The sequence below is a fragment of the Streptomyces sp. NPDC014734 genome, assembly GCF_043083325.1.
Lineage (GTDB): Bacteria > Actinomycetota > Actinomycetes > Streptomycetales > Streptomycetaceae > Streptomyces.
In genome coordinates this window covers 71114-92424 of sequence record NZ_JBIBYN010000022.1, presented here as the reverse complement: position 1 = coordinate 92424, position 21311 = coordinate 71114, and the positions used below count along the sequence as shown (strand labels likewise).

6 protein-coding genes are annotated in these 21311 nt (G+C 68.8%); all 6 read right to left on the bottom strand.

Translation table 11 applies throughout. The features are described 5' to 3' along the window. Window position 1 precedes the first annotated feature (1 nt). Window positions 2-1291 (bottom strand): DUF262 domain-containing protein, encoded by a 1290-nt coding sequence (locus ACF1CT_RS29060; protein ID WP_391786944.1) that lies wholly within the window; start codon window positions 1289-1291, stop codon window positions 2-4. A 223-nt stretch (window positions 1292-1514) separates the two neighbouring features. Beyond that, window positions 1515-3854 carry a UvrD-helicase domain-containing protein gene (locus tag ACF1CT_RS29055; protein WP_391786943.1) on the bottom strand — a complete coding sequence of 780 codons (2340 nt, stop codon included), beginning with the start codon at window positions 3852-3854 and terminating at the stop codon, window positions 1515-1517. Beyond that, on the bottom strand, window positions 3851-10705 hold the full coding sequence (locus ACF1CT_RS29050; protein WP_391786942.1) for a DEAD/DEAH box helicase: 6855 nt from the start codon (window positions 10703-10705) through the stop codon (window positions 3851-3853). Before ACF1CT_RS29050 ends, ACF1CT_RS29055 begins: the two co-directional genes overlap by 4 nt. Beyond that, complete coding sequence (locus ACF1CT_RS29045) at window positions 10702-16356, bottom strand: hypothetical protein (RefSeq protein WP_391786941.1); 5655 nt, start codon at window positions 16354-16356, stop codon at window positions 10702-10704. The genes ACF1CT_RS29050 and ACF1CT_RS29045 overlap by 4 nt, the downstream gene beginning before the upstream one ends. Continuing rightward, window positions 16353-19601 carry an SNF2-related protein gene (locus tag ACF1CT_RS29040; RefSeq protein WP_391786940.1) on the bottom strand — a complete coding sequence of 1083 codons (3249 nt, stop codon included), beginning with the start codon at window positions 19599-19601 and terminating at the stop codon, window positions 16353-16355. The genes ACF1CT_RS29045 and ACF1CT_RS29040 overlap by 4 nt, the downstream gene beginning before the upstream one ends. A gap of 126 nt (window positions 19602-19727) precedes the next feature. Then, complete coding sequence (locus tag ACF1CT_RS29035; RefSeq protein WP_391786939.1) at window positions 19728-20960, bottom strand: serine/threonine-protein kinase; 1233 nt, start codon at window positions 20958-20960, stop codon at window positions 19728-19730. Window positions 20961-21311: the final 351 nt, after the last annotated feature.

The window sequence follows — 21311 nt, the reverse complement described above, 5'->3', positions numbered from 1 at the left end:
GTCAGGCATCTCCGTGTTCAAGGAGGTCTTCGAAGAGTTCCTGTACTGCTTCGAACCGCTTTCGTACCTTCCTAGGGTCTCCGGTGGCCACGGAGATGGACCGTTCGAACTCGGTGTCCTCCATCAGGTCCGCAAAGGCGTCCAGCACGCTCAGCCGCCTCAGCACATCATGCTGGGGCGGGGCGAGCCCGGCCAGATTCACCGCGATGGTCTCGAACAGGGCCTTGTTGATGGGGGACTTGCGTTGCTGCCCCGCCCGGTACTTGCGGAAGGCGTGAACGCCGAAGATCGCCTGGGCTGCGTCCATGGCGTGGCTGAACTCGTTCCGCAGCTGCGCCTCTTCCGCGGGTACAAAGCGGTTGATGCGGTGCATGGCCTGGCCCAGGAACCCGTCGAAGTCGCCGTTCTGGTATCCGTCCGGAGGTGTGAGCCGGAAGGCAAGGAAGCGAAGGACCATCTCGCGGTCGGCCATGCGGTCCCCGACCACGCTGTAACCGGTGGCACTGCGGAACTCCTCGGACGCCGCGAGTTCCGCGAGGAAGGTTCTGGAGCGGCCCGGGATGAGCGCGTGCCGGATCTCCTGACGGGTGAGCGGTTCACCGCCGGTGTTGATACGGGCGAAGACGTTGAACATGACCGGCTCGGGGGTGCCGCGCCTGATGACGTGGACGACGACCTCGGTCTCGCGCAGCCGGATCTGAAGCTTGCCAGAGAGGTCGTGGAAGCCCGCTCCCGCAAAATTACGCAGGTACTCCAGCCCCTTCAACGTCAACGGTGCCGCGTTTACCGTCTCGGCGTCGAAGAAGCGAGCGATGGAGGTGAGGCGTTGAATGCCGTCCACGATGGCCCAGCTGCCGTCCTTCTGCTCGGCGGCGTAGAAGGACGGGATGGGAATGCGCAGAAGCAGCGACTCGATCAAGCGGCTCTGCTTCTCATCGGTCCAGATCCCGGCCCTGCGCTGGAAGTCGGGAGCGAGGTCGATCATCTCGTTGCGGAGCCGAGAGATCAGCAGGTCGACTGTGGTCGTGCGGGTCTCGATGTCGATGTGCTCGGGGTCGAAAGGCGAAGTGATCTCGTCGACACCGCCCTCGGTGGCCTCCCGCTCGACGTCCGTGGGCTGCCCGTCGGAGGCGGTCTCCCTACCGAACAGCTCGTCCAGGGTAGGGAGCTCCCCCGGCACCTCCTGGTAACGCTCGTAGACCGACCGCTGGTCCCGCGTGCGCCTCTGGCTACTGTCCTCCAGCGCGGCCATGTCGTCCTTCGCCCTCGCCCTCGTGTCGTGCCGGGTCATTCTGTCCGTCCGTCCTGGCTCCTCACCCTACCGGCCGTGATCCGGCGCTCCGTGGTCTCCCACAGGCTCTCGCGAACCGCATGCGGCTTTGCAGACTGCACCGAAGTGGAACGGTGTGTACGCGCATTGCCTGCCGCTGCTTGACCAGAGCGATTCTCGCGCAGGCGGCGGAACAGCGGCTTTCCTGCGCACGGCGAATCCGGCGGCCGAGCGGGTTCACTTACTACCTCGGCAGATACGGACTCGCCTTCCCGTGCCAGCTGATGCGCAGGGTGTCGCGGGCTCGGGTGGCGGCCACGAAGAGCAGGGAGCGCGCCTTCAGTTCCTCGCGGGCAAGACGCTTCGGATCGGTGTCGCGGTAGCGCTGGACGAGGGAGGCGCGGGGGATGACGCCGTCCCGCGCACCGATGATGGCGAGTTTCTGGTATTCCAGGCCCTTGAAGCGATGCATGGTGCCCACGTGGATGTCGCCGTCGCCCTTGACACCGTCTTTGGTGAGTTCGGCGACGGTGAGGCCGGCCTCGGTCGCCAGGTAGTACATGACCTGGTTGGCGGCCTCGCGGTCGGCGACACAAACGGCGATGGTGCCGCGCGGGTCGCGAGGTCTGCCGCCGACTCCGCCGGTGGCGTGTTCTTCTCGCCAGGTCTTGAGCGCGGCAGCGAGCTGGACAAGTTCGTCGTCCCAGGAATCGCAGGGGACCAGGTCCGGGGCCGGGCCGCGGAGGACCGAGCGGTAGCCGTCGAGGTTGTCCGTGCCGTCGTCGAGGTCATCAAAGGTGATCTGGGTGCTCTTGGGGTTCACCACTTCCATGGCGCGGTTCAGGATCTCGCGGGTGGTGCGGTAGCTGAGGGTGAGACGGGCGGCGCGGCCGCGGATGTGGACTCCGACGGTGCCCAGGGTGACTTGCTGGTCGTAGATGCGCTGGTGGGTGTCGCCGGCGATGAACATGTCGTCCTCGCCGGAGGTGACCATGGCGCGGAGCATCTTCCAGTGGGCGGGGCGGAGATCCTGCGCTTCGTCGACGACGACGTGCTGGTAGCGGTGACCGAGGTAGTACATGCCGGAGCTGTCGTCACGGTGGATGAGATCCCTCCCACCGATCTCGTCCTTGTGCTCCTGACGGTCCTTGATCCTGGAAGCACGCTGCATCTCGAAGCGGGCGGCGCGTTCGGCGGCCTGGCCCCAGGTTTCGCGGTTGTCCTTGTCGAGGCGTGTGGTGAACTGCTCCAGGATCTTCCAGATCTGGGCGCGGTCGGGACGGCTGACGGAGTGGCCGCGTCCCGCTCGACGGGCATCGAAGTACGCCTTGCGGGTACCGAGGGACTGGCCGAGAATCACCTGCTCCCATTCTTCGTACAGGAATTCCGCGTCCCAGCGCTTCTCGTCGAGTTCGACGAGGATCTGGCGGAGGGTGTTCAGGGCGACGCTGTCGGAAATGCGCTGCTTCCCTGCGCCGGAAAGCGTGTTCTCGCTGAGGACGCGGGCGGCGAGCTGGTCGATGTGCGTGATGTCGACGCGGGCGAGTTGCTCGGGTTCGAGGAGTGAGGCGAGGCGGGCGCGCAGGTCGGTGGTGAGGTTTTTGGTGAAGGTGGTGAGCAGGATCGGCTTGTTGTGGCCGGGGGGCAGCCTCTCGGCCAAGTGTTTGACCCGGTGCAGGGCGACGATTGTCTTGCCGGTGCCGGGCCCGCCGGAGACACGGAAGGGGCCGCTGTAGCGGCGGTCGACGAGCTTGGCCTGGGCGGGGTGGAGAAAGACCTTCCAGGCACGGAAGTCGCCCTCTTCGAGGATGTCTTTGAGGGCCTCGTCGATGGTGGTGACGGTGGTACGGGCGAGCGCCGCGTCCAGGTCCTGCCGCTCGGACTCGTCGAGTTCGACCTCGACGGGTGCGGTGATCTCCTTGCGGACCTCGTCGAGGGTGAGACCGGCTGCGAGACCGTACAGGATGTCCTTGGTGAGGAGCGGGGCGCCGGAGACGAGGGCGTCGAGCTCCGCGCTCCCGGTGACCGCGAGGGCGAGGCCGATGAGCTGTTCGGCGACGCCGAGCTTACGGAGGTCGTCCGGGGCGAGGCCGGCCAGGAGCGGCTCGGCCTCCGGCACCTCGGGTGTGATGGCCGCCGGTTCTGCTGTGGCCAATACGGGAGCGAGCGTCTCCGGCTCGTCTCCGGCTTCGGGTTGCTCAGCCGGGGTGAGCGTCATTCCGGCCCGCTGGAGGACGCTCTGGCCGACCACCGAGAGGTCGACGAACTCGATCTCTCCCGTGATGCGGTTGATCGCGACGGAGAGTTCTTCGTAGACGTGCTTGCGGTGTCGTACGGCGACGACGAGCCACTTCTCATGGCCGTCGCCGTCGATGCCGATCTTGGCGAGGAGCGCCCGGTAGGACTGGTCGATCTTCGCCCGGTAGACGCGGCCGTCGCCCTTGAGCGGCTTGAGGTCGAGGCCGGGGTGATCGGGGTTCTGCCGGAAGCGGTGGGAGAAGTCGTAGAACTTGCCCTTGACCGAGCGATCGAGCTTGTACAGCTCCTGTTCGGCCTTCTCGTACAGGCTGAGCCGTGCGGTCATCGGCGGGTCGGGCCTTCCGTGTCGGGGAGCAGGGTGAGCAGAGTGTCGAGGTGGTCGAGCCAGTCGGCGGCCGTGCGTACGGTCCAGCCGTCACCGGTGTACGCGTCGTCCCGCTTGCGGCGTTCCTCGTCGTCGTGGCCGTCGGCGTCCACGACCACCGCGATCTTGATGCCATGGCCGGACCAGGCGAAGTCGGCCTGCCAGCCGCGCTCCCCCAGTTCGTAGCCGAACACCGGGGCCTTCTTGCCTCGTGCGGCGAGCTTCTTGGCAAGCCGGGTGAGGTCGGAGTCGGGCTCGTCCTCTTCGAGGAGTTCGAGGATGTCCTCGTCCCAGGCCGCATCCCGGAGCAGGTCTTCGAGTGCCTGCTCGGCAACAGAGGATCCTGGGGGCGAGGTGGCCGGGAAGCGGTCAGCCCCTGTCGTCGGCCCCGTGGTCTCCGCCGGAGCCGTCGGGCCGCTCTCCGCCCGGTCTGCCGCAGCCGGCTCGGGGTGCAGCCGGGTGATGAGCGTCTCCAGTTCGCCGACGCCACCTCCGACGCGGAGGATGTCTACGGGGAAGTCGGCGGCCAGGCTGGTGGCGAGCTGTACGCCGTCGCCGCCGGTGAAGGCGAGGAACTGGAGGAGGTTGGACCAGTAGAGCCAGGACCGCCAGCGGAGTTTGTGTTCGGAGGTGCCGAGCTGGTCGCCGTCATGGTCGTCGAGTACGGCGATGGCACCCCAGCCGACTCCGGCGGCCCCGTCCGGTCCGCCGGAGGGGTCGACGGTGTAGAGCAGCGGCAGGCCATGCTCATCCGTGGCGTGGAGGACGAGGATTTCCCCGCTCTCGGCGACGGGTTCGACGTCGTCCGCCGGGCTCCCGCCCCTCGCGAGGGAACGGAGTGCGCCGCGCAGCGTTGCGCGGGCCTGCGCGCGGTCGACGTTCTGCGCCAGGGGTTCGGGGGCGCTGAGGAGCCCGCCGACCAGAGCCTCGGCCCGCCGCCCCCACCGGGTGCGGGACGGGTCGCGGAGGTAGCCGAGGAGAGTGTCGATGGGATTGCCGAAGACGGCCCCGGCGAGTTCGGCGCGTTCACCCCCGAGCTCCTCGTACCAGTCCTTGGCGACGTCCTGACCGCTGCGCCGGTAGGGCGGCCATACCGGACGGGCCTTGGCGCGTTCGCCCGTCTCGAAGAGCTCGATGTCGTCCCAGGTGATCTGGAAGACGAGAGCTCCGCCGGCCCGCAGGTCGTCCCGCTTCCTGCAGTCGGGCGCGATGCGGTTGTGCGCACGGGTGGCGTGGTAGCGGTGACCGTCGAGGAAGACGTGCACCTTCTGGGAGGTGCCGTTGGTCCTTTCGAAGGTGAAGTCCGTGCGGGTGAACTCCTCGTCCCGCTGGGCGGTCAGCCGCCACGCCGTGGATCCGGCGAAGCGCAGGTTGCCGCTGTGTGTGCCGCTCTCCTCCAGGGAGGCGTCGTCCTGGCCGTTGCTCCAGGTGCGGAGGGCGGTGAGGAAGCGGGCCTCCAGATCGGACTCGACCTGCTTGTCCAGACCGATCGCCTCGGTCGTGGGGACGTCCGCGACCTGCCAGTGGTCGATGGGCTGCCCCTCGTCGTCGGTCAGCGGGCGGCCGTTCTCGTCGACGGGGCCGAGGAGGCTGTTGATGATCTCCAAGGCCTCGCGGCGCGAGACCTCGTCCTGGTGACGTTCCTCGGCGTAGCGGTGGAGGCAGCGGTGGCAGGCGCGGCGCCCCTCGTCCTTGCAGGGGCAGTTGAGCAGCACGTCGCGCGCTTCGGCGAGGGTGTCGCGGAAGGCGGTGGGGCGAGTGAGCCGGTCGAGGTAGCCGGTGCCGCCGGGGAGGCGGTCGTACAGGACGAGGAAGTGCCGTTTCTCGCCAGTGGCCTTGTCGGGCATCCTGGCGAGGGTGGTGTCCAGGTGGGCGGGGTCACCGCCGAAGTGCCGGTCGACACCGAGGCGCAGCGCGGCCCGGAAGGAGTGGACCTTCTCGTCGACGAGCACGGTCGCGGCCGGGAGCAGGATGCGCAGGGCCTCGGTGGTGAGCTGGTGGGCGAGGAGCACCGGTTCCTGCTTCGGGGCGTCCGGCCCCTTCTTGCCCCGGCGCAGCGGGCACCAGGGCTGATGGTGCTTGACGGCCGGGTTGTGCACGGCGGAGGTGTCGAGGGCGTCGGTGTCGTGGTCGAAGACGGGTTTGCCGTCGGCGGTGGCCGCTCCGCAGGCGGTGCAGACGTGGAAGGGCGCCAGTCGGATGTCGTGTCCGGCGAGCTCGTCCTCGGCGCGTGCGTCGAACCGGAGCGGGCCGACGTTGATCTTCCGGATGACGGCCTTACGGGAGTAGTCGACGCCGAAGGTCTCCCGGGTGTGCCGCCAGGACGCCCCGGCCTCGATGTGCTCGGCCGGGATGTCGACCGCGTCGACGACGGTGTAGAACCGCTGTTCGCGATCGTCCCTGTCGTCGCCGATCCGGGCATCGTCGCGCTTGTCGCGTGAGGTGACGACGGTGGGTTCGATCACCTGGTGGAGGCAGGACCCGTCGTCGGCGATGCCGGTGCTGTGGCAGCGCGGGCACGGGGTGCGGTCGTCGGCAGCGTTCTCGGTGCGGACGTAGCCGCAATCCCTGCAGAAGCGCCAGGGCGTCCAGTCGGGCCGGGTGGAGCTGCCGATCTCGATGCCGGTGATCTGGTGCTTGTAGCCGTTGACGTAGAACGTGTTGCCGGGCGCGAGTTCGGACAGCGCGTAGCGGCGGGGCCGGTCGTAGGGGCGCATCTTGGAGTCGAAGCGTTCCCGGCCGGTCTTCGGGTCCGTGCCGTCGGGCCAGTACAGCGTGGCGTTGAGGGTGGTGACGGAGTCGATGAGCGCGTAGTTCGGCAGCAGCCCGAGGTCGCAGAGGGCCTGCTGTGCGGTGGTGAGACCGCGTTTCATCAGACGTTTGCCGACGGCCCGGTGTTCCGCTTCGAGTTCGACCTTGCGGATGCGCTGCTCGTCGTCGTTCTCATGGAGTTCGTGGACGGCCTCGTCGATGAACTTCAGCCTGCGCCGGAGTTCGTCCTCGCCGCGCTTCCACTGCCGTCCGGCTTCCTCTACAGCACCGCGCAGCCCGCGTCCGGCGTAGACACGCAGGTCGTCGGCGGCCTTGGGGCTGACCCCGGTGGGGAAGAGGCCGAGGAACCTCTCGACGAGTTCGTCGGCACCGCTGAGCGCAGCCTCCACGAGGTCGGCGAGGTATCCGGAGGGGCCGAACAGTGCGGGCGCGTCGTGCGGGATCGCCGCGAGCGGCCGTCCGTCGGCCCGCTCCAGCCGGCCCCGCGCGGCGAGGTCGAGGAGGTGGGCGAGGTACTGGCGCCGCAGGATCTCGATGGCCGACAGGTGGCTGCCCGGCGGCACGATCTGCCCGGCGATCATCTCGCGGGGCTGGTCGAGGTAGTACAGGTCGCGGCGGCTGCGGTCGGGGATGGTGAGGAGGAAGGCGTTGCCGGTGCGTCGGCCGGCGCGACCGACCTGCTGGGCGTAGTTGGCGGCGCGGCGGGGCAGCGCGGCGAGCACGACGGCCGACAGGTCGCCGATGTCGATGCCCATCTCCAGGGTGGGGGTGCAGGAGAGCACGTTGGGGTCCTTGAACCCGCTGCCGTCACGGAACGCCGCTTCCACCCGCTCGCGCTCCGGCCGGGTGAGCATGCCGGTGTGCTCGGCGGTGATGACCTGGTACGTGCCGGCCTTGCGGTAGAGCCTGCGGTAGTAGTCCTCGCGGTAGTCACGGTCGCGCTGGTGCCGGCCGAGTCCTTCGGGCCGGTTTCCGGCGACGAGGCGGCCCGTGCGGCAGCGGTAGGCGGGGCACTTCTGGCCGTCCCACTGGGGCAGCAGGCCGGGGTGGACGGTCTGTTCCCAGAAGCAGGAGGGGCAGCGGACGAACGCCTCGTTGACCTCGCCGTCCTTCAAGAGCTGTACGTCGACGGCGCCCGGCTTGAGCCCGTAGACCCGCAGGCTGCTGTCCTCAGGCGTGCGTACGGCGAGCAGTCCGGCTGCGACGAGTTCGGGCAGCAGCCGGGACCAGAATTCGGCGGCCTGCTCGCGCGGCAGCCCGAGGCTGCGCTGCGCCCACCGCTCGGGCCAGGAGAGCCGCCCGGTGGCGAAGTCGAACTCGCTCTTGGTCTTCGGCGCGCTCAGCAGGAACACGGGTGCGGCGATGCCCTTGGGGAAGGCCCGCATGCCGGCGGGCCGCTTGCCCCAGATGTAGTAACGGCTGGTGCCGGCTTCCCTCAGGTATCCGTCCAGCCAGCGGTGGCCGATGGCGCCCCGGGTCCGCAGCCGTTCCAGGAAGATCCGCAGGAAGCCGAGGTACCGCGCGTCGTCCAGGGCGTCGGGTACGGGCAGTTGGCCGCCCTTTCCGTACGGCGAGGTGTGCGCGGTACGTACGAGCTCGACGGCGGCAGCCGGATCGGCTATACGCACCTGGGCGGCGGCGGTCCGGGTGAGTTCCAGGGTGCGGCCGTTGCGGGACCGGAACCCGAACTCCATCAGCGCCTCGAACGCGAACCGCTCCCCGATCAGATTCCAGGTCTTGTGGTCACCGCCCCGGCCTTCGCCGGACAGCAGCCGCTTCACGCCCTTGAAGTCGTGCAGGTCGGTGGGGACGACGGCGGCGAGCGTCGTACGGTCGGTGGTCGCGTCGACCACGTCGGCGATCAGGTCGTTCAGCGCGGTCGGCCTGTCCTCGGACAGGTGGCTCTTGAACAGGGCCCTCAGCGAGAAGGTGTACGAACGGCTCGCCACGAATCCCGCCCGGTGCGCGGCGTCCTGCACCGAGTCGTTGAACATCAGGGTCTTCGCCTCACCCTGCTCCTCGTCGAGCTCCCCGCCGGTGAACAGCTGGGTGACGGAGGCGGCGGCGAGGGCGGCGGCGCCGGTACCGAGGAAGCGGATCGTGTTGCGCGAGCCACAGGCCGGGCACCAGTCGTCCTCGGCGGCTCGGGTCGCGGTCTCCCCCAGGAACACAAGGACGAACGCGGAATCGGATCCGGCAAGGCGGGGGCTGCCCGTCTCCGGGTCGTAGTCCGCCACCGGGTCCGGCAGCCGCAGCCTGCGCTTGGGCCCGTCCAGGACACGGAGCTGTCCGGCCCCGGTCACGCTGAGCGCGTTGGCGTCGGCCCGCCCGGCGGCGCGGCCCGCGCCCTCCATGGGCGCGGCCCCGGATCCCTCCTTCGCCTCCCCCTCGGTGGCGGCGATCAGATTGCGGACCCTCATCTTGTCCTGGCTGACCGAGGCCCGCCGGATCTTGTGGGTGTCGACCTCGACGTCCAGGTCGTCGGACTCCGGAGTGAAGACCGCCCAGCCGGAGCGACCGCAGTCACGGCAGTACACCGCGGGCAGGAACAGGTTCGCGGTCTGCCCGGCGGTCGCCGTGGTCACCGGCGCGGTGTGCACCGCTCCGCCTTCGGAGGTCTCCGGTGTGCCGGCCGCGTCCCACTGGAACTCGGCCTTCGGCCACGGCAGCACGCCCCGTACGAGGCGGGACACCGACCGGGCCCACTGGTGCACCTCGACCTGCACGAAGGGGCGCGGCTTCTCAGGCGTGGACGCCGGGTCACGGGCCACCGAGAGCAGGGCGACGAAGCGGGCGAGCGCCTTCGCCGCCACCTCGGGACGCAGCGTGATGGTCCGGCCCCAGGACTGCGCGCCACTGCGCCACATCAGGTCGAGGACCTCGGGCATGGGACGTACCTGCCCGTCCAGGGCGTGCAGCACGGCCGAGGTCAGCGGGTGCCGCTTCAGGATCCGGCCGAGTGCGTGCGGGTCGGTGTCCCGGCTGCCGGTGACGGCCTCGGCGAGCGCGGCGAACTCCTCCTCGCCGAGCGTGGGGTCGGACAGCGCCGCCAGCTCGTCGGGCGTCGGAGTGGGGACGAGGGGGTCGTAATCGGCACGCGGCACGAACGCGTCGACGGTCAGCCGCTGTTCCCCGACGATCGAGTCGGTGAGGAACTCGGTGCCGAACACCTCGGTCGCCACGCCGAGCAGCTGCCGTACTCCGTCGGCGTCCGTCCCCGAGGCGAGGGTCGCCGAGGTGGCGACCGGGCAGATGCGCCCCAACGGGCGCCCCTTCTCCGAGGCCCCGACGGCGGAGGCGAGCCGGCGAAGCAGCATCGCCACGTCGGTGCCCTGCGCGCCGTCGTACGTGTGGAACTCGTCGACCACCACGTAGCGGATGTCGGCGTCCGCCCACAGCGGGGCGTCGGCGGCGCGCTGGAGCAGCAGGTCCAGCATCTTGTAGTTGGTGATCAGGATGTCCGGCGGCGTCACCTGCATGTCGGACCGGTCGGTGAACACCCGCCCGTACCGGGTCGACGCCCGGTCACCGATGTACAACCCGGCCCGCACCTTGCTCAGTTCGGGGTGCTCGGTGAGGAGGCCATTGATCCGCTGCGCCTGGTCGGTGGCGAGCGCGTTCATCGGGTACAGGAACACGGCCTTCACCCCTCCGCGCCCTGCTGCCCGCTCGCGCGCGCAGTGGTCGAGCACGGGGTAGAGGAACGACTCCGTCTTGCCCGACCCGGTACCGGTCGTGACGAGCGTCGGCCGGGGCGTTCGGCCGCCCGCCGACGACAGCCGCTCGAAGGCGACGGCCTGGTGCGCGTACGGCTTCCAGCCGTCGGTGCGCCGCCAGTCCAGGTACTTCTCCCAGGAGGGGTCCGCATCGACGAACGGGGTACGCAGCCGGAGGAACGGCCCCCGGAACATGCCGGAGTTGTCGTCCCCGAGGAACCGGTGCAGCGCCTGCCGCGCGCCCTCGTCGGTGAGCGCGTAAGTGGTGGACAGGTACTGGAGCAGGCTCTCCTTGAGCCCTTCCGCTTCGAGCGTCGGCCTCACGGCTTGGGCACCTCCTGCTTGACCGGGTCCCACTGGCCGGCGGCCACGGCGGCGTCGAGGCGCTTCTGGAAGTAGGCGTGCGCCTCACGCATCTCGGTCTCGCGGTCGGCCTTGTAGAAGGGGGCGGTGTAGCCGTCGGGGACGGGGGTCTGGGGGGCGGGGTTGTGGGTGGGGTCCTCCTGGTGGGCTTTGAAGGCGGGGTCGGCCATGCATGCCTCGAACTGCTTCCAGGTCTCCTTAGTCTGGCGCTGGCCGTAGGTGCGGGCGTTGCTCGCCAGCTTTGACCCCTCGGCGTCGAACCAGCTGGCCGCCTCGTACTTCTGGAGTACGGGGAAGCGGCCCCGGTACGCGGCGATCAGGGCGTCGGCGTCCATGCCGAGCCAGACGGCTACGAGTGCGTCGATCTCGACTAGGGCGGCGCGGCGGGCGTACTCGGTGCGGAGAGGGGTGTCGCGCTGCCAAGTGGGGGTGGTCTCGTGCAGGCGCGTCGGCATTGAAGGCCAGGGACGCGCCCAGGGTTCGTATCCGGCCCACCTGGAGTCGTGGAGCTCTTGCCAGAGATCGGCGTAGGCAGTGGTCAGGCAGTTGAGCCGCAGGGTACGGAGGAGAAGCGCAGGTGCGAGGGGATGCTCGGCACTCCCAGCCGGCATGATGCGTGCGCCAGCAACTTGCAGCTGAGCTCGATTAGTTGTACGCAAAAAGTAATCGAGCGGGAGCGACGCCCAGAATCCCGAGGCAAGCACGGTTGCCCTCAAATCCGGCATGGCGGCACTGTGAACGCCATGCACGTGAGAAGTGCCGGGGGGGACCAGAGCCGCGTACAGCGCTCGCTCTGTATTCGACGCGATCATCTTTCGCCACGTGAGTCGATAGAATTCCGTGTAAGCCCTCGTGGCCTGGGCCACGAAGGCTTCATCTACCAACTCGTATGGAATCTCCCTTGGCAGGCACCCTCGCTCCTCGGCCAGCGCCGTCCGCATTTCCTTGATCTCGCCATCCGAAGCCCGCAGTCTCTCCAGTTCCGCGTGGTTCAGCCACCGATCCTGCGCCGCGAGAAAACTCGCCGTTCGCCCCTTCGCCCGCACATAGGAGGTATCGGGAACGAAGTCGTCTGGGAGCGTCGACAAATCCGCACCATACGCGTCATTGCTGTTGGCGTCATGTCGCTTGTAGATCGGCGTCGCTACGCTCAACTGAGGGCCCTTGAGAATGACGTACTGCCACCCCTCGGGTTGGTACTCCTGACCAGTGTCCGGATTTGCGCGATTGTAGTCGATCAGATTGTCCTTCTTCGCGCCGCTCTCGTCGTAGCCGCGCGAGATCTGCGGGGCAAGGGCCCCTAGGCGCAACGGATAGTCGGCCAGCGCAGCAATCGCCGAGGCTTCCCCTGTACTCACAGGGAACAGCAGACGAGCCTGTTCAATCGGCTGCTCACCGTACTCGCCGAGAAGACGCTGCCATACGAGGAGCTGTTCCCGGTCCACCCGTACAACGCGTGCTCGGTGCGGACGCTCGTCGAATTCGCCATTGCGATAACGCACTCCGGGGACGTCCCCCGTTCCGTCGTGATCTGCGGACAGGCGTAGGGCATCGACCGAGACCAGCCAGGAAAGGTGATCGAACCCGATCTCTTGCGGATGGCCGTAGATGTGCACGCCGAAGTGGGTGGTGTCCCCTACAGGGCGTGGAAAAAATCGCTGCCCGGAGTTAACGAAGTCGCCGTGAATCCGAAGCCGCCGATACGCCGCTTCCCGTAGTGCGCCTTCCTTATCCCCTGTGAGGTGTGTGCCAGAATGGACGAGCCCTGTCGTCCCCCGCACAGAGGCGTGGTCCCACATCTGACACATGAATGCCCGATAGAGATCGGGCTGGGTGCCCTCCAACAGCGGGTACGCATGCGGTGCCCCGAAGAACTCGACCTGAGCGGAATTGTCGGTGAGTTCCTCCAACACGTAGGCTGCCGCCGCCGAGGCATTGAGTACCTCCTCGCGACGCTTGACCTTAGCTGCTGCGGAAACCCGTTCCTCCAACTCGAACCAAGGCTCACGCTCCGCAAGCACCGAAGCCTCGTCCCAACGGGGCCGCACCCAAGGTGGATTCCCCACCTGAAGGTCGAACCCGCCGCCCTCCGCGAAGGCCAACGCGAAGTCCAACTCCCAATGCAGGAACCCCTGCTCCTCCGCAATATCGGTCACCACCCGCATCCACGGAAACCGCTCCTCCGGATGCTTGAGGTCCATCCCCAGCAGGTACGGAAGGCTCAGCTCGAAGTCCTTCAGCGCATCCAGGTGGGCGAACTCCTTGAGCAGGTCGTTCTCATCGATGTCGACCGTTCCGAGCATCGCTTCCAGGAAGTCGATCCAGTCATCGAGGTCCACCAGCGGAATGACGTCCCGCCAGTCGCGCGGAGCCCGCTTGGCCGCCGTCTTCCTCGGCTTCGCCGATACGCGCTTGCTCGCCCCCGCCTCGCCCCCGGCCTCCGCGAAGAGCAATGACTCCTGAACGCCGGATTCGGTCGCGAACAGCGTGGTCTGCTCGGTAAAGCGCGGCGTCGGAACGACGTCCAGGCGCGCCAGCTCGCCCGCCGCGCCGGACTCAGGCCGCTCCCCCGCCACGAGCTCCTCAGCGCCACCCACCGGCCCGGCGGCCCCGAACATCTCCCCCAGGAGCTCGGCGGCGTTCACCGCCTCCTTCGGGTCGTACTCCGACGCACTGCCATCCAGCAGCGCTGCCTCACCCGTTGGCCAGAACCAGAGCGCGCACCAAGCGTCCATGACCTGCTTCAGCCGCCAGTACGGCGACCCCACGGCTTCGAAGAGCTCGGCGTACACCTTCTCCTTGGACAGCCGAGTCCCGCTGTCCCCGTCCGTATCGCCCGCAGCCGCCCGGCGCAGGAACGAGAACTCCCCGTCCTTATGCTGCTCCGCTCCCCACACCTCGACGGTCCGGGCGATCTCCCGCTCCGACAGCTCCATCCGCTTGACGACGAGTGACCACAGGAACTCCGCCCGCCGCGCCGCGTCCCGAAGCCGGGTGTACTGGGAGGTCGCCTCGCGCCTCGTCTTCCCTACGAGGATCGGCTCGCCCGTCTTGGCGTTCAGCCGCCGCTTCGGCTTCTGGAGGATGCCCTTCTTCCAGTTCTTGAGCTGGTCGACACCGTCCCCCGCCAACTGCGCCAGCAGCTTCTTCGCGTCGCCGCTCGCACCCGTCACCGCCGCCCAACCAGGGGTCGGCAGCAGGAACTGGTGCACCGCCCCGTCCGGCAGCGGCTGCCACTCCCCACTCTGCTCGTTGTTCCGGAACGGCAGCGGGGTCGGCGCCTGGGTGCCCTTGGCGTTCAGCCAGAGCGCCTTGCCCTTCCACGGCGCGACATCTCCCGCCCTGTACACCGAACGACGCCCGCCGATCAGCGAGTTGCCCCGCCGCAGGTGAAGCCCGAACCACGGCGCCCGCATCCCCGGATGCATGGTGTTGAGCCACAACGACACCTCGGCGAGCTCGACGCCCGTCGAGTTGAGGTCCACGCCGTACGCGTTGTGCAGCGCGATGTACGCCTTGACCTTCTGCTTCTCCGTCAGTGCCTCGGACGTCGGGATCGACGTGCCCAGCTCGTCCTGACGCCGCCGCAGATACTCCTCGGCGACCTGGTTGATCGCCTCGTTGAGGAACGCGCCGGAACCGAGCGCGGGCTCGCAGATGCGGTACTTCAGCAGCTCCGAGGCCCGCGTCCTGACGACGTTCCCCTCGGCGTCCTTCTCTTGGTCCAGGCGGTGCTTGAGAGCCAGCTCGACGGTGACCTGGGTCAGCGACTCAGGGGTGTAGTACGAGGCCGAGGTCTCCCGGTCCCGGCCGGCGAGGCGGTAGACGAACGTCCCCGCCGGGTACTTCTTCGGGCCGCGCAGGCCCTTCTCCTCCCGGTCCCGCTCGTCGTACTCGACCCGGGTGTTCTCCGGGTACTCCTTGAGCCGGTGCGAGGGGACCAGCCAGGAGCCCTTCTCCGGGTCACCGCCCTTGGCGACCTCGCTCAGTTCCTCCTCGGCGATGATGCCGGTGTACGACATCAGGCCCTCGTACACCGCACCCAGCTGATTGATACCGAGGTTGCGGTACGAGATGAAGCCGCCGCGTTCGCCGCGTCGCTTGGCCTTCTTCATGGTGAGCAGGCGCAGCACCTCGTGCAGGGCCTGGTTGCGTAGCCGCAGGTCGAGCCAGGCCGGGCCCCCGGGGCCCTCCTCGTCGCGGCGCGGATCGCGGGTGCCGAGGCCGATGAGCCTCACCGATGCCGGTTCGAAGAGTTCGCTGCGCAGGGGTTCGAAGCGCAGGCCGCGGCCCTCGCTGCGCTGCCGGGCCTTCTTCTTGCGGGTCTCCGCGTCGTCTTCGGGACGCTCGTCCCAGGGCTCGGTGCCGTACTGCCGGTGGCCGTAGTTGACCTTGTTGAACAGGAGGTCGAGGGAGGCGTGCAGGTGGAATCCCTGGCGAGCGGTCTCGTCCGTCAGCTGCGCGTCCCGCTCGACGAGATCGCGGAGGCGGGCCACCGAGTAGCCGGCCTCGTAGGTGCCGTCGTCGGCCGGGAGGATGCCCAGTTCGGGGCGGGCCTCGGCGTACAGGAGGAACAGGACCCGGTAGAGGTAGCGCAGTGCCTCGCGGGTGAGCTGCCGTGCGAAGGGGTCCCCGGGCGTTTCGAGGTCACGCGGTTCGAGACCCGTCTCCTCCAGGCGGGCCAGGACCTCGTTGGCGATGATCTCGACGGACTTCTGGAGGCCCTGACGCAGCTCGCCGGAGACGCCGACCGCGTTGTCGCGGGACGCCTTGACGAGAGCGTCGATGGCGGGGCCCTTGCCGTCCTCGGCCGGTGCGAGTGCGTCGTGGCTGAACAGGCCTGCGATGGTGGCGAGTTCGCCGGACTGCCTGCGGTCGTAGCGCTCCAGGGCGGCGTCGAGATTGGCCGCCAGGTATCGGCCCTCGCCCCAGGCCTGCCGGTCGGCGAGGACGATCACCCCACCACAGAGCAGCAGCACGAAGCGCGGGGCGCTGCCGCCCTTACCGCCCAGCTCGCTCTGGAACAGCCAGGTGGCGAGCGCGTGACCCGACTCGTAGGTCTCGCCGCTGCCGACCGTCCGCACCGGGTGCATCAGGCGGCCGTAGGAGTCGGCGTCCAGGGCGGTGTCGTTGCTCGCGGACCAGCCGCAGTCGACGGCGACGATGCCGTCGCCGTGCCAGGCGACAGAGACGGTGTGGTCGCGTCCTGCCCGGTGGACGGTCAGCTCGCGCGGACCGGACTCGGCACCCGCCTGTGCGTATCCGAGGGCGGCGAGCACCTTGCGGTGCCAGTCCTCGACACGTTCGCTCCACTCCTCGTCCTGGTAGGTGTGGAAGAACTTCTCATAGCCCACTGCGTCGGGGTACTCGTCGTCCTCGACATCCGCTTTCGCCTGCTCCGCGAAGAACCCGCGGTACTTCTCGTCGAGGTATACGGACCGCAGGCCGCGCAGGGCGACGCGCGGCGTGACGCGATCGTCGTTCTCGTCGGACTCACGGTCCGCCCAGGCCGCGAAGACGCCCTTCTTCAGGCCGTCGGCGAGCTGCTCGGCGAAGTAGTGCGCGGACAGGTACTCACCGCGGTTGGAGAAGGAATCGAAGTCGGTACTCATCGGGCGGTCGTCTCTCCGGCGTCGGGCGTGGCGGTCTCAGCGGGTACGGCGGTGGGCCGCGATGCCGACGTGGCGGCAAGAGGTTCGAGGACAGCGAGGAGCCGCAGCAGCGGGGCGCCGGAGGTCCGCAGGGACCGGACCAGCGTCTTGCGCCTGCTCGCTGTGAGGTCGACGTCCTGTTTGACCTTGGACGATCGGCGGGCTGCTGGCGTGAACAGCGCCGTCTGCTGCCACTCCGTGACGCGCTTCTCGTACGGAGCGAGGACGGCAGCGATCTCCTGCGCGTACGCGCCCTCGCGGTCGGTCAGGAAGCGCCGGGCCTCGGCGACCGCGTCCGGCACGCGCGACTGGAGGAGTCCGAGGTTCACCGGGGTGGCACGGCCCGGCATGCTGGGGCCGACCCGGCAGGCCGCGAGGAAGGCGTCGTCGATCCGGTGGACGCGGGGGGCGTCGGGGAGACCGGTGACGGCCATCCACTCCACGACGGTGGGACGCCCGGCCTTGTTCGAGTAGATGCCCTGGAGCAGGTAGACGGGGCCGTCGAGTGCGGCGGCCAGCTTCGGATCGATATCGGCCGCCTTGCCGTGGTCGGGATCGAAGGCGAGCACGAACGCCTCGTCGTGGCGGAGCGCCGCAAGCGCCTTGTCGGTGACCCAGTCCAGGACGGGGTGCACGTCGGAGACGTAACTGACGTTGGGCCACTGGCTGGCGGAGTCCTCCCGGGCCACCTTGAGCCGCTTGGCGGCAAGGCCCTTGTCGAAGGTGAGGCGGATGCGGCCTTCCTTGTTCGCCGTGGGGAGGATCTGCTGCTCGGTGAGATACGACTTGGGCAGGGCCTTCAGCCGATGGAGGAGATCCGACGGCGGCTCGAAGGCGATCGTGCCATCCTTCTCACGCCGCAGCTTGAGCGCGATGTCCGGGCTGATGGGGTGACAGACCTGGCGGAGGGCCTCGTCGAAGTAGCCGGAGGTCGCGTCTGTACCGCCGCCCGTGCCGAACAGGCTGGGCACGGTGGCGCGCGGCACGTCGTCCGTCTTCTTCTTCGCTCCGACGTTGCCCATCAAGCGACCGAGCACGGCCTTGACGCCACCGCCCGTCGAGGACTGCTTGATCGATTCCTCGACGGTGCGACCGGCGATGAGGTCACGGGTCAGCCGGTCGTCCTCCTCCTTCGCCCGGTAGATACCGGTGACCGCCTCCGCGGTGCCCTCGATACGGTGGGCCTCCTCCTCGCGGGCGAGGAGCTTGGCGCCGACCAGGCGGTCGTCCAGCGGCAGCGGTTCACCGGTCTCGTCGTCGGTACGCCACTCCACGTCACTGGTGAGCACCAGGGCCCGGAACTGGGGCTTCTTCTCCTGCCCGTACCGGTCGACGCGGCCATTGCGCTGCTCGATGCGGATCAGCGACCAGGGCAGGTCGTAGTGGATCAGCTGGTGACACTGCTGGTGCAGGTTGACGCCTTCGGAGGCAACATCGCCGGTGAACAGGAGCCGTACGGGTGCCGAGCGCAGGCCGAAGTCCTCGACGATGCGCTTCTGTTCATCCTCACCCGTCGCGTCGCCGTGCATGACCTCGACGACCCCGCCGTACGCCTTCCACGGCTTGGCCTTCTTCTCGCCCTGCTCCAGCTGCTTCACCGGGCGGAAGCCGAGCCGGGCCGGAACGATCTCGGCCAGCCACTTCAGAGTGGGGACGCGCTCGGAGAAGACCACAACACGGGTGTCGGAGCCGGGGCCGACACCGATCTCCTTGAGCACCTCGACCAGGGCGTCAAGCTTGGACGAGTTGTCGCTGCCGAGATCGCCCGCGACGCGCGCAAGGTCGAGGATGGCCTCCCGCTCGATCCGCCGCGCGGCCTCCAACTTGGCTGGGTCCTGCCCCTTGCGGCCCTTCAAAGGCTTGTCGAGGGACTTGGCCCGCGCCTCGACCGAATCCTGAAGGGCCCGGTGGGAGGAGAGGAACGCCTTCAGCAGGTTGTACGCGACCATCGGGTCCGCGCACACGGAGGAGGCCGCCCGGTCGCGCGGAATCCAGCGCGCGGCCAGCTCCTCCAGGACGGCCGTCTCCTTCGCGGTGGCCTTGGCGATCACCGGCTGGGACGGGCCGCGGTCCGCCCAGACGCCCTTGAGGGAATCGCGTACCTCGGGGTCGGTCTTGGTGCGCCGGATGTAGAGGTGCCCCAAGTCCTTCACGTCGTAAGCGGAGTGGTCCGCGATCGCCGCCTCGTCCAGCATGCCGATCAGTTCGGCGAAGGACTCCCCTTCGCCGTTGTGCGGGGTGGCGGAGGCGAGGACGAGGGCGTCGGTCCGGCGGGCCAGGAGACGGGCGAGGGCGTTGTTCTTCGTTCCCTTGTTGACCAGGTTGTGGGACTCGTCGATGACGACGGCGTCCCATTCCGTCTTCTCCAGGTGGTGGGCGTAGACGTCGCTCTTGAGGGTGTCCACGGAGATGATCGCCCGCTTGAAGTAGGCGAACGGGTTCCGGCCGGCCGGGATGTCCTGCTGGATCCGCTGGATTCCGGTGGAGTCGAGGCGGACGAGCGGAATCGAGAAGCGGGTCCACAGCTCGCGCTGGAACTGCTCCAGGACGTGCGCAGGGGTCACCACCAGGATGCGCTCACCGCGGCCACGGCGGATCAGCTCGGCAAGGAGGATGCCGATCTCCAGGGTCTTGCCGAGACCCACCACGTCCGCGACGAGAACGCGGGGCTGGGGGTTCTCCATGGACAGGGCCAGCTGAGCGGGGCGGAGCTGGTGCGTCTGCTGATCCATGAGGAAGTTGTCGGCCAGCGCGAGCCCCTGCTCGGTCTGCGACAGCGCGGTCTTACGGATGACGGCCTCCAGGTAGAGGCGCGCCTTGCGGTGGTTCGGGGAGGAGTCGGGGACGAGACGCGTCCTGTCCGGGTCGAGCGGCTCGATGTGGTCGAGCTTCTCGTAGAAGACGGCGTCCGTGCCGCGCACGAGGGAGGAGACGCCGGTGACCTCGACCATCCAGCCGTCGTGCGGTGTGTCGGCGACCTTCTTCACCAGCCACTGTTCGTCGCGCACCAGGACCTGGGAGCCGGGGGCGAACCTGGGGCGGTGCGAGCGCGGCACGGAACCGGCCGGGGTGTCGGCGGAAGCATCCTCTGCGGCCTGCTCGCGGTACGCCGAGTCGAAGGTCCCCTGTCCCGTGGCCGCGTCACCGACCTCCGCCGAACCGCTCACGAACCGCTCCGCTTCCTCATCGTCCCTGATGTCCCGCATACCGCTCCCCACCGCTTCTTTCACATAGTTCTCGCGTGCCACGGGCGGCGGCGCAGCGGTGCCGGGCCTCCCGCCCACTTCCCCATAGCAATGCGGGCGCACACCGGTACCGCCCGCTCGGACCCGTTACAGGGCCGCTTGCATCGCGTATCTGGCCCTCAGTTCCTCGGCCACCTTCTGCGAGGCCGGCTTCCGGCCGGGTCTGCGGCGGGGCTCGGGTGGCGTCCGATCCGTGGGGCGGGGCGTCTGCTCACCGGCTCGGGCCTTGGCCGGCGGCGCAACGGGAAGCTCGGCGTCACCCCCCGCCGGGACCGGAGACGACGGCTGCTCCTCGTCGTCAGGTGGGTCGCTGCGGTCAGGGCGGTCCAGCGGGCTGTCCAGACCCTCCTCGTCCACGACCGGGGTGTGCACGTCGAGTACGTCGACGTACTGCGTGGTGATGCGCTCCCACACGGCCGGCGAAGGACCCGGCCGGCTCTCCACGGCCTTCCCGGGGTGGGCCGAGACGTCGATCAGCGCATACCGCGCCTCGACCGGTGTGAACCCTGAGGCCTTGATCAGCTCCACGCATTGGGCGGTGACTTCGGTGAGGCTGGGCCGGTCCTCCGGAGCGTGGGCGAACATGCCTGCGACCAGTGGGACGAGCACCCCCGGCAGGCCGGATAGGTCCGGCGGGTGGGACTCGTCGGTGACCTTGGCGACGATCGCGGGCCAGCCGTTGCCCTCGTACGGGTAGCGGCCGGTCGCCGCGTACAACAGAACCGTGCCCAGGCCGTACACGTCGGCCGGAGCCTGCACCCGGGAGCGGCCGAGCGCCTGCTCCGGCGGCATGCAGCGCACCGTGCCGACGATCATGCCTTCCTGGGTGAGCGTGTTCTTGCCCGCGTCCATGAAAGCCCCGAGACCGAAGTCGATCAGGATGGGGCCGTACTCGCCGAGCATGACGTTCTGCGGCTTGAGGTCGCGGTGCAGCAGGTCGACGGCGTGTACCGCCTCCAGGCCCTCGGCAAGCAGCGCGCCGAGACTGGCCACGAGCGGGACCGACAGGGTTCCGGCGCTCTCCACCTGCTCCTGGACGGTACGACCGGGCACATACTCGACGGCCATCCATGGCTGGGCCGCGTACGGATCGGCGTCGAGGAAACGGGCCACCCGGTTGGTCCCGACGACCGTCCGGGCGATCAGCGCCTCTTTCTCGAAGCGCGCTCGGGTCGCCTGGTCGAGCCTGTCGTTCCTGATCACCTTCACGGCGACCGGGTCACCGCCCGGCGAGTAGGCCAGGTAAACCTGCCCCATGCCCCCCGCGCCCAGCTCCCGCTCGACCGTGTACCGGCCGATTTGCGTGGGCCTCTCAGTCATGTCTTCCGCGTCACCCTCTCGCGCCGCTCTCGTGGGGGCGCGTCACGCCTTCACAGAAGGTTCACTCTAACGCTCCGGATAGGGGACCGTCAGGGGCTTGTCGCTTGACATGCGCGAATACGGGGAGCGAGCCGAAACTCGACCCGCCTGCCCCGCGAGGAGGGCATTCGCGCCGGAATGCCGACGGCCCCTGGGACGCGGACCCGGCCCGCCTACGGCTCCTCGACCCCGCCGAGTTGCTGAGCGCCCGCGTCGCCGAGGCCAACGCCCGCAGCCGTACCGGCCTCAGTGTTGGCGACATACGGGGCTCCCCACATGCCGCCCCGGCCGAAGAAGACGCCCGGTGATGCA